Origin of the sequence: Neisseria animaloris, assembly GCF_900637855.1 — a bacterium.
Classification (GTDB): Bacteria; Pseudomonadota; Gammaproteobacteria; order Burkholderiales; family Neisseriaceae; genus Neisseria; species Neisseria animaloris.
In genome coordinates this window covers 1718091-1730756 of sequence record NZ_LR134440.1, presented here as the reverse complement: position 1 = coordinate 1730756, position 12666 = coordinate 1718091, and the positions used below count along the sequence as shown (strand labels likewise).

Annotated in this window: 11 protein-coding genes; 6 read left to right on the top strand and 5 right to left on the bottom strand. The window is 48.1% G+C overall.

The features are described 5' to 3' along the window. Window positions 1-7 precede the first annotated feature (7 nt). The 3 genes from oppC to EL216_RS08075 form a co-directional block, all read right to left on the bottom strand. The gene (gene oppC / locus EL216_RS08085) at window positions 8-925 is read right to left on the bottom strand and encodes an oligopeptide ABC transporter permease OppC (RefSeq protein ID WP_004283975.1); all 918 of its coding nucleotides are present in this window, start codon (window positions 923-925) and stop codon (window positions 8-10) included. Window positions 926-1014: 89 nt separating this feature from the next. Beyond that, window positions 1015-1935 (bottom strand): oligopeptide ABC transporter permease OppB, encoded by a 921-nt coding sequence (gene oppB, locus EL216_RS08080; RefSeq protein WP_004283974.1) that lies wholly within the window; start codon window positions 1933-1935, stop codon window positions 1015-1017. 142 nt (window positions 1936-2077) lie between these two features. Next, window positions 2078-3718 (bottom strand): ABC transporter substrate-binding protein, encoded by a 1641-nt coding sequence (locus EL216_RS08075; protein WP_197720425.1) that lies wholly within the window; start codon window positions 3716-3718, stop codon window positions 2078-2080. Window positions 3719-4313: 595 nt separating this feature from the next. Between EL216_RS08075 and EL216_RS08070 the strand changes: the two genes are divergently transcribed. The 5 genes from EL216_RS08070 (at window position 4314) to EL216_RS08050 (ending at window position 10224) form a co-directional block, all read left to right on the top strand. Continuing rightward, a complete protein-coding gene (locus EL216_RS08070) occupies window positions 4314-5444 on the top strand; it encodes a serine/threonine protein kinase (RefSeq protein ID WP_085390817.1) in 1131 nt (376 codons plus the stop codon). A 335-nt stretch (window positions 5445-5779) separates the two neighbouring features. Beyond that, entirely contained in the window at window positions 5780-6772 is a 993-nt protein-coding gene (locus EL216_RS08065; RefSeq protein ID WP_085390850.1) for a DMT family transporter, read from the top strand. Window positions 6773-6804: 32 nt separating this feature from the next. After that, window positions 6805-7578 (top strand): creatininase, encoded by a 774-nt coding sequence (locus EL216_RS08060; RefSeq protein ID WP_085390816.1) that lies wholly within the window; start codon window positions 6805-6807, stop codon window positions 7576-7578. A gap of 112 nt (window positions 7579-7690) precedes the next feature. Next, entirely contained in the window at window positions 7691-8662 is a 972-nt protein-coding gene (locus tag EL216_RS08055) for a DMT family transporter (RefSeq protein WP_085390815.1), read from the top strand. Between the two features lie 185 nt (window positions 8663-8847). Continuing rightward, window positions 8848-10224: an MFS transporter gene (locus EL216_RS08050; RefSeq protein WP_085390814.1), complete on the top strand. Its 1377-nt coding sequence runs from the start codon at window positions 8848-8850 to the stop codon at window positions 10222-10224. A gap of 85 nt (window positions 10225-10309) precedes the next feature. Here the strand turns inward: EL216_RS08050 and EL216_RS08045 are convergent, their stop codons facing one another. Beyond that, window positions 10310-10981 (bottom strand): helix-turn-helix transcriptional regulator, encoded by a 672-nt coding sequence (locus EL216_RS08045; protein ID WP_164713861.1) that lies wholly within the window; start codon window positions 10979-10981, stop codon window positions 10310-10312. Between the two features lie 449 nt (window positions 10982-11430). Next, window positions 11431-11736, bottom strand: coding sequence for a porin (locus EL216_RS08040; RefSeq protein ID WP_085390812.1), 306 nt, complete (start codon window positions 11734-11736; stop codon window positions 11431-11433). A gap of 119 nt (window positions 11737-11855) precedes the next feature. Here EL216_RS08040 and EL216_RS08035 point away from each other — a divergent pair, with 119 nt between their 5' ends. Next, window positions 11856-12659 (top strand): carbon-nitrogen hydrolase family protein, encoded by an 804-nt coding sequence (locus EL216_RS08035; protein WP_085390811.1) that lies wholly within the window; start codon window positions 11856-11858, stop codon window positions 12657-12659. The last annotated feature ends 7 nt before the right edge of the window (window positions 12660-12666 follow it).

The following is a 12666-nucleotide window of genomic DNA, read 5'->3' as shown; positions in this document are numbered from 1 at the left end:
CTTGGATTTATCTGTCTTTCGGGTCTAACGCGTCGCGCAGGCCGTCGCCGATGAAATTGAAGCAGAACAGTGTAACCACCAAAAACACGGCGGGCACGAGCAGCTGCCACGGCGCAATCTGCATGGTATTCGCGCCGTCTTGCAGCATCGCGCCCCAGCTTGTCATCGGCTCTTGCACGCCCAAGCCCAAGAAACTTAAAAACGATTCAAACAGAATCATGCCCGGCACCAGCAGCGAGGCGTAAACCACCACTACGCCCAGCACGTTGGGCACGATGTGGCGGAACACGATGTGGCGGTTGGATACGCCGCACACATGGGCGGCTTCGATAAATTCTTTACGTTTCAGGCTCAAGGTTTGGCCGCGCACGATCCGCGCCACATCGAGCCACGACACCATGCCGATGGCCACGAAGATGAACGCCAGATTGCGGCCGAAAAACGTAACCAGCAGAATCACGAAAAACATAAACGGAAACGCGTTCAGAATTTCCAAAAAGCGCATCATCAGCATATCGGTTTTGCCGCCGAAAAAGCCTGACACCGCGCCGTACACCACGCCGATAATGACGGCCACCAGCGCACCGGCCACGCCTACCATCAACGAAATGCGTCCGCCCACGGCCACGCGGGTAAACAGGTCGCGGCCGAGCGAATCGGTGCCGAAATAGTGTTTGTTGGCCCATTCGGGCGGCATCTGCATCGCTCCCCAGTCGGTGTGGGCATAGTCGTAAGGCGCAACGAGCGGCGCAATCAATACGAACAGGCAGATCAGCAGCAACACCAACCCGCTTGCCAGCGCGGCGCGGTTATGGCGGAAACGCCGCCATGCGTCCTGCCACAGGCTGCGGCCTTTTACATCGGGCAGGTTTTGGTCTTCCAGGGCGGCGGCTAATGCGGCTGCCTGTTTTTTACTTACCATCATGGTTGTGTGCCTTATGGTTTTTTTATTGGATAGATCAACACATCAGGCCGTCTGAAAACCTTTATGCTGTTTTCAGACGGCCTCTCAAATCAATAACGGATTTTCGGATCAATCACCGCATACAGAATATCGACCACGGCGTTGAACACAATCGTGAGCACACCCACGAGAATGGTCAGGCTCAACACCATGCCGTAATCACGGTTGAGTGCGCCGTTCACAAAAAGCTGGCCGATACCGGGCAGGCCGAAAATGGTTTCAATTACAATCGAGCCGGTGATGATGCCCACAAACGCCGGGCCGAGATAAGAAATCACCGGCAGCATGGCGGGGCGCAGGGCGTGTTTCCACACGATATAGCGGGTAGGCAGCCCTTTGGCGCGGGCGGTGCGGATAAACGGGCTGTTCATCACTTCGATCATCGAGCCGCGCATAATCCGTGCAATGCTCGAAATATAGGCAATCGCCAACGCCGCCACCGGCAGCACCAGATTGCTCACGGCTCCGTCGTTCCAGCCGCCGGCGGGCAACCATTTGAGCCAGATGGCAAAAATCAATACCAACAGCGGTGCTTTCACAAAGCTGGGAATCACCACGCCCGTCATGGCCACGCCCATGGTGAGATAGTCGAGCCATGAATTTTGCTTCAAGGCGGCCAGCACGCCGAGCAGCACGCCGACAACCAGCGCGATGATGAAGGCGTACAGGCCGATTTCGAGCGACACGGGAAAGGCTTGCGAGAGCAGCTCGTTAACGGTGTAGTCTTTGTATTTGAACGACGGCCCGAAATCGCCGTGGGCAAGCTGTTTCAGATAATTGAGATATTGCAGCCAGATGGGGTCGTTGAGATGGTATTTGGCTTCGATGTTCGCCAGCACCGCGGGCGGCAGGTTGCGCTCGCCGGTAAACGGGCTGCCCGGAGCCAAACGCATCATGAAAAACGATACGGTAATCAGAACCAGCAGCGTGGGTATGGCTTCCAACACGCGCCTGATGATGAATTTCAACATAAGCGAACTCTAACGGTGGTTTGTACTTTCGGCCCGGCCGTTTCAGACGGCCTGTGGTTGTTATCTCTGTATCTATAATGGTGTATTTAAGCAGAGGCCGTCTGAAAACAAGCATATTCTGTTTTCAGACGGCCTCTCCGGTTTAGTGTTTTAAAACTTTCCAGTGCTTAATCTGCCAGTTGTCCATCGGGTCTTTTACAGAGTAATTGCCGACATACGGCTTCACCAAACGGGCATTTACATAGTGGAAAACGAAAATGGTTGCCGCATCTTTATCCATCACGGCTTCTGCTTGACGGTAAAGCTCGCCGCGCTGTTCGGGCGTAATATCGCTACTGAGGGTTTGCAGCATCAACTTGTCGAATTCGGCACTCTGATATTTGCCGTAGTTGCTGCTGTTTTCAGACTTGAACGCATTCAGAAAAGAAGAAGCCTCATTGTAGTCGGCACACCAGCCGCCGCGCGCCATTTGGTGTTTTTGGTTGCGGCGGGTATCAAGATAGGTTTTCCACTCTTGGTTGACCAGACTCACATTCACAAAGCCCAATGCCTCTTTCCACAACGCAGCGGCAGCCACGGCATTTTTCTTGTGGTTTTCGTTGGTGTTGTAGAGCAGTTCGAAATTCAAAGGCTTAGACTCGCTGTAACCAGCTTCGGCCAGCAGTTTTTTCGCCTCTTCAATGCGTTTGGCCTTATCCCATGCTTTCCATTCCGGCACAAATTCTTTCATACCCTGAGCGGCAGGCGGCGTGAACTGGTAAGCCACGGTTTCGCCGCGTCCGAGCACTTTTTCCACTAGCGTATCGCGGTCTAACGCAAGTTGGAGAGCCTTGCGTACTTTTTCATTGTCAAACGGCGGTTTGTTGTGGTTGAACTCGTAGTAATAGCTGCACAGATAGGGCGCAACTTTCATTTGATCACCCATTTCTTGTTTCAGCGACTTAAACTGCTCGGTCGGAATATCGTTGTAAGTGAACTCCACCTCGCCGGCTTTGAAGCGGCTCATATCGGTAGGCGGTGAAGAAATCGGCAACAAAGTGGCTTTAGTGATGGTGGTGTTGGCATCGTCGAAATAATTCGGGTTGCGCTCCAACACGATTTGGCTGTTTACGTCCCATGCTTTCACTGTATAGGGACCGTTTACGACGATATTGGCGGGAGAAGTCCATTTGTCGCCGAATTTTTCCACTGTGGCTTTATGCACGGGTTTCACGGAAGTGTGAATCAACATGTCGGGGAAGTAAGGCACCGGCTCTTCCAGCGTGATTTCCAGCGTTTTCGCATCCACGGCTTTCACACCCAAGCTGTCGGGCTTGGCTTTACCTTCGACGATTTTGGCTGCATTGGCTACTTTGGCATCAGCCAGATAGCTGGCATAAGGCGATGCGGTGGCCGGGTCGGTAACGCGGCGGAAACTGTACACAAAATCCTCAGCGGTTACAGGGTCTCCATTACTCCACTTGGCATCACGTAGCGTGAATGCCCATACTTTGTTATCGGCACTTTCCCATTTTTCAGCCATGCCCGGAACGGTATTGCCGTCGTTGTCGGTAGAAGTGAGGCCGACCAAAATCTGGCGGATAATGCCTGATTCGGGTACGCCCGATACTTTATGCGGATCAAGCGATTCCGGCTCGGCACCGTTATTAATAACGATCTCCTGTTTTTCAGCCGGTTCGTCGGATTGAACACGGCTGATATTTGAAGTATTTTCCCCGCCGCCGCAGGCAGTTAACCCGAACGCCACTCCTAAAGACAAAAGCAAGACACTTCGCGTGAACATCACTCGCTTAGACATAGTTAATCCATCTCCTTAACCGGAATCTTATTTGTTTCAGTACTTTCAGACGGCCCGGTTGTTGTTAATATTTTTCAAAAATAAGATTGTTGCATTGCAACTATGTAAACAAATGCAATGACGGTCTATTTTTTAGAAGATTCTACGCTTCTGTCAAGCAATTTTATGGCAGCAGGAAAAATGTGAACCGCACCTAAAAATATTGAAGGAAAAATTGGCTTAGCATTTACCGTACGAACTTGATGTTATCGTATTCTGCTTCGTCGAATATTTAAAAAGCATTTCCCCGGTTATCAAGGCCAGAAAACCTTTCTATTGATTTCAATCAATTTCCATCATGCCATGTAAGAATATAACTTCATGAAATAAATAAGATTTGGTCTTTTTTGATAGTGTTGTTATTCTTTTCTATATTTTAAAAAAAGGAGCAGCCGTTAGAATAAGTTTCACAAAAATCCCAATCCGAAACAGTATTGGTTTATGTATTTATAATTATGCATATATTGTTTGATTGGGTGGGGTTTGTGAAAAGCGATGAAAGCGTTGTTTTAGTTTTCCGTCATTGTTAAGGAGATGAATCATGGCAAAAATCGTAAATTCCTGGAATGACTTTGACCCGCTGAAACGGGTAATTGTCGGTGTTGCCGACCATAGTTGTATTCCTCCCGAAGAACCGGCTACTTCTGAAAAAGTGCCCATTGACAGCAAAATGCGCGGTATGTGGGGCCCACGTCCGTTGGAAACCGTAGAAAAAGCCAATGACCAATTGAATTATTTGACCAAAGTGCTCGAAGAACGCGGTGTAATCGTTGACCGTCCTACTCCTTTGCAATGGAACCAACCAGTAATCACTCCCGATTTCCGCACAGGTTCGATGATGACTTGTATGCCGCCGCGGGATATTTTATTAACTATCGGTAATGAAATCATGGCATCGGCCAACTCTTTCCGCTGCCGCTACTTCGAATATCTTGCCTATTGGCCGCTGATGAAAAAATATTTCGAAGAAGACCCGGAATTCAAATGGACCCAAGCGCCCCGTCCGCGTTTGACCGACAAGTCTTACAAACATAACTACTACGACGAGCAAATCTCTTTGGAAGAGCGCTTAATCCGTACCGCCAACAAAGACTTCGTAACCACCGAAGAAGAGCCAATGTGGGATGCCGCCGACGTTCTGCGTCTAGGTAAAGACTTGTTCATCCAACACGGTTTGACCACCAACCGCACTGCAATGGAATGGTTCAAACGCTACTATCCGGAATTGACCGTCCATGCCGTGAACTTCCCGGGCGACCCATATCCGATCCACATTGACGCTACTTTCGTTCCGCTACGTCCGGGTTTAATCATCAACAACCCTGTACGTCCGCTGCCGAAAGAGCAACGCGCCATCTTCGAGAAAAACGATTGGCAAATCGTGGAAGCCGCACAACCGGCACACACCGAACCGCCTCCACTGTGCTATAGCTCTGTATGGCTGTCTATGAACTGTCTGGTTCTGGATCACAAAACAGTGATTGTGGAAGCATCCGAAGTGCATCAACAAGAACAAATGGATAAATTAGGCATGAACGTAATTCCTGTTCCGTTCCGTGATGCTTATCCGTTTGGCGGTGCGCTGCACTGTGCTACTGCAGACGTATATCGCGAAGGTGGTTGCGAGGACTACTTCCCGAACCGTAACTTTGATGATTTGACGCTTGTTTAAGGCTGTAAATCAATAAAACTGCAAACGGCGGCGGCGTGATTTTCCTAAATCCATAACCGCTGCCGTTTTTTCAATCTTCAGGCAAATATAATGAAAAGTGAAAGGGATTTACAAAAGAAGAAGTTCTTTGTGGTTCCGTAACTTGTTTGTAATGAAAGGGGAAACGAGAAGAGTGAAACTTCATGCTGTTTGCAGGAAGTATAAGCCGTATACATATAGAAATATTGCATAGTCAATTTCTATTTTACGTTGTTTAAATTTAATCCTCACATTTAACACATTTCGGGAAAGGCTCATTCCATTCACCGTAAAGGATGTTGAAAAAGGAGTGTGAGATGAACCAAGAGTCATTAACGAAACTGAAAGGTTTCGGCTTCATGTTTCTGTCTTCGTCGCTGATGGGGGGTATTGGAGCATTTGCCCGCTATATCAGTGCTCCGGGAGACTTCATTGCATTCTGTAGGAGCTTTGCTGGCCTCATCGGAATGACATTGATTTTCCTATGTGTTGGTGGATTTAAAACCGTAAAGGCGCAAAAATTTTCGCCGGCTATCTTGTTTTCAGGTATTTTTCTCGGCCTGCTGTCTTCGCTTTATGTTATTTCAACGCAGTACACTACGCTTGCCAATGCTTCGTTCCTCATCTATACCGGTCCGATTTATTCAACCGTATTGGCATCTATTTTCCTGAAAGAACCATTTAAAATTCCCATGCTGGGTTCGCTGTCAGCGGTAATTCTCGGCACGCTTTTAATTGTCGGAATCGTTTCCGAAAAAGGTTTCGGACTGGATCTTGATCCCAAATACACTACGGGCAATATGATTGCGCTCCTTTCTGGGGTTGCATACGGACTCTATCTTTTCGTATCCCGTTACCGCACCGATTTCAATTCCAACGTAAGGTCTTTCTACAATTTCCTATTTGCCGTGATGACCATAGGTCTGATGCTTGTTTTCCGTTGGAACAATTTGGAATACGCAGTTAAAGACGCGGAAGGTCGGAGCATTTCAATTCCGTGGGATATTGCAACAATGCCGATGGATTCTTGGATTGTACTGATTGTTGCTGCATTGGTTACAGGATTCGGAGCATTCTACTTCCTGACCGTTGCTTCCAGAATTCTATTGGCGGGAGAGCTGGCAACCATTTCATATCAGGAAACCATCATGGCTTCAATACTCGGAATGGTACTTTTCTCTGAGCATTTGACTACGATGCAGTATCTCGGCGGTATCTTAATCGTCGGAGGAGGATTATCACAGGTTTATCTGTCTACCAGAGGTTCGAAGCCCACCGGAATTCCGACACCTATACCCCCTGCCAAATAATGGGTTAACGAAGATATTGGAGAGGTAACATTATGGCTAATATCAATATGAAGCAAATGAATGCTTTTGAATATCGAAACCGTGTAAAAGAAAACCCTGTTGTCGTTGTTCCCGTAGGTGCGCTTGAGCAGCACGGCCCGCATATGCCGATGAATGTAGACGAACTTTTATCCACCGATGTGGCGACAGCCGTGGCAGAGCGTATCGGCGGACTTGTCGGCCCTGCCCTTTCTTTCGGTTATAAATCCCAGCAACGCTCGGGCGGCGGTTACCATTTGGCCGGTACGACTTCTCTAAGCGGCACGACGTTCATTGCCCTTGCTCGTGAAATTACATTGGAATTAGCTGCCCACGGCGTGCGCAGGTTTGTTTTCTGCAATGGGCATTACGAAAACTACCAATTTCTGTTTGAAGGTGTCGATACGGCAATCCGTGAACTCAAGCGCGATGGCATTGAAGTAAAAGCCTTGTTGATGTCGTATTGGGATTTTGTAGACGATGCCACGATTGCACGCCTGTATCCTGAAGGCTTTACCGGCTGGGACTTGGAACACGGAGGTGTTCTGGAAACTTCACTGATGTTATTGCTGCATCCTGAAATGGTAGATATGAATGCCGTGATGGACGGCCCGCCTGCAGAATTGCCGAACTACGATATTCTGCCAATTAAACCGGAGCTGACCCCGCCTTCCGGCTGCTTGTCTTCGGCAGCGAATGCCACAAAAGAAAAAGGCCAAATTTTACTGGAAACTGCTTCATCAAAAATGGCTGAGGCTATCCGTACTGAGTTCAGCTTAGGTGCTTGATTTTAGGGCGGGTTATCTCGCCCGCCCAAATTATTTTAGAAATAAGAGCATAAATCCAAAATGGGACGGTAAAGATTTCCCCCTTATATTTTTAATCTTTGGAGAAGCAACCATGAGCACACAAGTAAGCTCGCCGATTAACAAAAAAATCGGCTTTGTAAATGCCTTTATCGCTGCCACATTGATGGGCTTTGTCGGTTTTTTCGCACGCCATATTAATGCACAAGGAGATTTTATCGCCCTCTCGCGCATGGCTTTCGGTGCCATCTTGTTTTTAATGATTATCGGAGCGAGAGGCAAGTTATCAGATTTGAAGACGTTTAAACTTTCTTGGCACATGGTTGCCAGCGGTTTCTTTATGGGTAACTGCTTGTCGGCATACGTTGCGGCAACCCAGCTTACTTCGATTGCCAATGCCGTATTCTTTATTTATATCGGCCCAATCATTTCTACCTTGCTGGCCGTTATTTTCCTGAAAGAGAAAATGCGCTGGGTTACATGGGCATCGGTGGCTGCGGTATTTGCCGGTATGCTGTTGATCGTCGGACTGGTAAGTTATGACAGTGTAAACGGTTTGCAATTTGACATGAAATTTTCTTCAGAAACTTTCGTAGGGGATATGTTGGCCCTTTATTCCGGTCTTGGTTACGGTCTGTTTCTATTTTTTAACCGGTTCCGTACCGAAGTGCCCGGAGATACCCGTGCATTTTGGAATTTTATTTTCGCTTTAATCGGTATTGTGATTCTATTTGTCTTCACAAAACCGACTGTAAGCCAAATGACGAGTACCGACTGGTTATGGTGGATCGGCATCGGTTTCGTATGCGGTTTCGGCGCGTTAGGTACCTGCACCATCGCCACACGCCATCTGAAAGCGGTAGAGTTTGCATGCGTATCTTATTGGGAATGCGTTGTAGCCGCCGTTTTTATCGGTTGGATGGTGTACGGCGAAGCCATGAGCCCCGCACAATTAACCGGAGGAGCCTTGATTATTATCGGCGGTATGAGTGAAGTGTTGGTAAGCCTTTTCTCCCGCAAAGGCAGTCAAGCAACTGAAATCACAAGGGTGAAGGAAGTAGGCTGACTGACTCAATCCGGTTGTCATGCATTTACACAATATTTTCATACACTTTCGCTTTATAAAAATTTAATGTGTAAATGGAATTTTCATACCTGATAACTTTCTGATTAGTGAATGTTATCGGTAAGTGCATAACAACCGGCACTTCCTTCTGTTCGGAATTAAATAACGAAACCAAGGAGAAAATCATGCCTGCCATCAACCCTTCCCATCATACTGCACAGCTCTCGGAAAGCGAACGTAGTGCTTTGCGCAAAGCGGCGGTTTCAAGCTTTATCGGTAATTTTGTCGAGTGGTTCGATTATGCCGCTTACGGCTATCTGGCCGCCATTATTGCCGTTGTATTTTTCCCGTCTGAAGATAAAACCATCGGTTTGATTGCCGCGTATGCCGTTTTTGCTATTTCATTCATCATCCGCCCGATTGGCGGTATCGTGTGGGGACAATGGGGAGACAGATACGGACGCCGTACAGCATTGTCATGGTCGATTTTAATTATGTCGGCTGCAACCTTCTGTATCGCTTTTCTGCCGACTTACGAACAAGTCGGATTCGTTGCTCCCTTGTTGCTGTTGATCATCCGTTTTGTACAAGGCTTCTCCGCATCGGGAGAATATGCAGGAGCTGCGGCATTTCTTGCCGAATACGCACCGCCGCATCAACGCGGGCTTTATACCAGTTTGGTTCCCGCCAGCACGGCCAGCGGCTTATTGCTCGGCTCTTTGCTGGTTGCTTTACTGTATGCCATTTTAAGTGATGAACAACTGCATAGCTGGGGGTGGCGTTTGCCGTTTTTATTGGCCGCACCTTTCGGCTTGGTCGGACGGTATATCCGTCTGCACCTTGAAGACACTCCAGTGTTCCGTGAAATGGAAGAGCGCCTCGGACACCGCCAACAACGGCGTTTGCCGATTTACCGTTTGGTTATCGGTTACCGCCGCCAAATCCTCATCGCTTGCGGTGTCGTAGCTTTGAACGCCGTTGCTTTTTATACCACTTTAAGCTACATGCCCACTTATCTGAGCGCCGAATTGCATATGAGCGAAACTTCTTCGTTTATCGCTTCCAGCGTATCACTTTTAACTTATATCGGTTTTATTTTCATGATGGGGCATTTATCCGACCTTTACGGACGGAAAACCATGCTGACTTGCGCCTGTGTTGCCTTCATCGTGTTATCCGTGCCGCTGTTTATGTTGTTAGAAACGGGAAGTTTTATTTTGACTTTGGTGGTTATGGTGGTGTTTGGTGCCATATTGGCCATGAACGACGGTACTTTGCCCGGTTTCTTAACCGAAATCTTCCCCACTTCATTACGTTTCAGCGGTTTTGCTTTGTGCTTCAACCTCGGTAACGCCTTGCTCGGCGGTACGGCACCTTTGGTTGCCACAACATTGATTTACGAAACCGGCAACCAACTTGCGCCTGCATGGTATTTGGCGGGTATTGCAGTCATTGCACTCATAGCGATTATGTTCAGTAAAGAAACCGCCAATGATGAATTATTGGGAGAGGAAGTGGAAATAGACGATGAAACCGGCAAGGTGATTAACGCACCCGAATAAACCTTAATAATAAAAGACAGACAAATCACGAACAAGGCGGCAGGCTTTTTTGCCTGCCGCCTGTTTTTATAAATACATAAACGAATCAGTTTTTCAACCGCATCGCCTGAGTACGGTAGGCTCCCGGAGTTGTTTGACGGTGCTGCTTGAAAATAACGGTAAAGTGGGAGGGGGAATTGAAATTCAACTCTTCCGCAATTTCGGCCACCGTCATCGACGTGGTCGATAACAGGTTGCAGGCCAAATGAATCTTTTGTTTTAACAAATAGCTATGAAACGACTCTTTGAAATGCTGGCGGAATTTCTGATGGAAACTGGATACCGACATATGCGATTGTTTGGCTATTTCACTGACCATGCCTTTGCAATTCAAGTGTGAATAAATATATTCGTTGGCAGTTTGGCAAAAATGCAAATTGTTCTGATGAATATCGCACAGCTTATCCACGATGCTGTTTTGCGGCATACAGGTCGTCATATGGTCTAAAAGCTCAATGATTTTAGACAAATTTTTAAGGTCGAATCCATTTTCGATTTCATCATAAACCCGATAAATAAAATCGGATTTGTCTTCAGGATAATGCAGGCCCGATTTACCGCTTTCCAAAAGTCCGCGGACATTTTCCCAGAAAGGAGATGCGGTAACATTCAAACCGAAAGAGCAGAGATTAAGTAATAAACTGTCGGTTTTTTCCCGGCGGGGCAAGATGCTGTAGAGCATATAAGGTGATAAAAACAAAACGGTTTTGGGCGGCAAAGTAAATTCGTTATCCCCGCCGACCGTTACCGGCAAAGAGCTGTTTCCCGAAAAAATCAGCCGGCTATAAGGATGGAACCGGTTCTGCAACCCTTTGGCCGGTATTCCTTCCTTATGAAAAAGTATAAATTCATTTCCCATATCATAGACATGCCGGTATTGCTGTTTGGCGTGATAATCTCTCATGCGCAATACTCCCATTTTTTGTTTTATTAGAATTAATCTGATGGGATTACACGGTAAAAGTTTCGGTTTGGCAAACTAACTTTACGTTCAAAAAATCTAATAATCTTTGTTTTTACAATATCTTAAAAAATCTATAGGTATATTTTTATGCGCAACGATTGAGTCTGTATCAGCCCGAAGCCTTAACAGGATTGCCCGCAGATACAATCGAGGCCGTCTGAAATCCCTTTTCAGACGGCCTCTTAACCATTACACACCCGCATTCAATTCCGCGTCCGCAGCACGCTGTTTTTCTTTTTCTCACGGAAATATTCCCGCAACGAACCGCTTTTACCCACCGGCGTATCCTGTTCAAACTGCCAGATCACATTATTGCCGCCGCCAATCGGATGCGAACCTTTGAAACCGATGTAGCTGCCGAAATCATCAACCGACGTGCGTGTGTAGCGTTGGGTATCCGTTTTCACCTGCGACACGCTCACTCCGCTGCGGATGTTGCCGTAAAGCTCGACATCCGCCAGCGCAAACACCGGTAATGCCGTCACCAGAATCAGAATGGATTTTTTCATGGTTGCATATCCCCTCTCGATAAATTGAAAAAGTGTAACAGAATTGCCGTAAATAAATCATAATAAAAGCAAAAGATGAACGTGAAGCCGTCAGGCCGTCTGAAAAAAAGGAGAAAACCATGCATACCGTTCGTATTGCCGCCGTTCAAATGGTTTCGGTTACCCGCCCCGAAGAGAATCTGCAAACCATGCGCCGTTTGGTATCCGAAGCCGCCGCACGCGGGGCGGCATGGGTGCTGCTGCCCGAATACTGGCCCCTGATGGGCATAAAAGACACAGACAAACTCGCTTTTGCCGAGCCTTTGGGCAACGGTGTTTTTCAGACGGCCTTAAGCGAAGCCGCCCGACAAAACGGCATCGTGCTGTTCGGCGGCACCATACCGCTGCAAAGCCCGGATAAAAGCAAAGTATTCAACACCATGCAGGTTTACGACCGCAACGGCGAATGCATCGGTGCCTACAACAAAATGCACCTGTTCGGCTATTCCGGCTTGGGCGAAAGCTATGCCGAAGCCGACACCATCGCAGCAGGTTCCAACGCGCCCGAACTGTCTGCCGATGGCATCCGTTTGGCGGCAGGCATTTGCTACGACATACGCTTTCCTGAATTTTTCCGTGCCCAACTGCCGTTCGACGTGCTGCTGTTGCCCGCCGCTTTCACCTACACCACCGGACAGGCACATTGGGAACTGTTGTTGCGTGCCCGTGCGGTGGAAAACCAATGCTATGTCATTGCCGCGGCACAAGGCGGTTTGCATGAAAGCGGGCGACGCACATTCGGACACAGCATGATTATCGACCCGTGGGGTGAAGTGCTCGACGTGCTGCCCGAAGGCGAAGGCATGGTGATGGCCGAGTTGGAAGCCGCACGGTTGCAAAGCGTCCGCAACCGTTTGCCCGCACTGAAACACCGCTGCATGTAAACAGGGC

What these genes read in the sequence shown, in the direction of transcription:
- EL216_RS08065 (WP_085390850.1), top strand. Translation starts at nt 5,780, where the DNA reads ATGAACCAAGAGTCATTAACGAAACTGAAAGGTTTCGGCTTCATGTTT.
- EL216_RS08060 (WP_085390816.1), top strand. Translation starts at nt 6,805, where the DNA reads ATGGCTAATATCAATATGAAGCAAATGAATGCTTTTGAATATCGAAAC.
- oppC (WP_004283975.1), bottom strand. Translation starts at nt 925, where the DNA reads ATGATGGTAAGTAAAAAACAGGCAGCCGCATTAGCCGCCGCCCTGGAA.
- EL216_RS08035 (WP_085390811.1), top strand. Translation starts at nt 11,856, where the DNA reads ATGCATACCGTTCGTATTGCCGCCGTTCAAATGGTTTCGGTTACCCGC.
- EL216_RS08040 (WP_085390812.1), bottom strand. Translation starts at nt 11,736, where the DNA reads ATGAAAAAATCCATTCTGATTCTGGTGACGGCATTACCGGTGTTTGCG.
- EL216_RS08050 (WP_085390814.1), top strand. Translation starts at nt 8,848, where the DNA reads ATGCCTGCCATCAACCCTTCCCATCATACTGCACAGCTCTCGGAAAGC.
- EL216_RS08075 (WP_197720425.1), bottom strand. Translation starts at nt 3,718, where the DNA reads ATGTTCACGCGAAGTGTCTTGCTTTTGTCTTTAGGAGTGGCGTTCGGG.
- EL216_RS08070 (WP_085390817.1), top strand. Translation starts at nt 4,314, where the DNA reads ATGGCAAAAATCGTAAATTCCTGGAATGACTTTGACCCGCTGAAACGG.
- EL216_RS08055 (WP_085390815.1), top strand. Translation starts at nt 7,691, where the DNA reads ATGAGCACACAAGTAAGCTCGCCGATTAACAAAAAAATCGGCTTTGTA.
- oppB (WP_004283974.1), bottom strand. Translation starts at nt 1,935, where the DNA reads ATGTTGAAATTCATCATCAGGCGCGTGTTGGAAGCCATACCCACGCTG.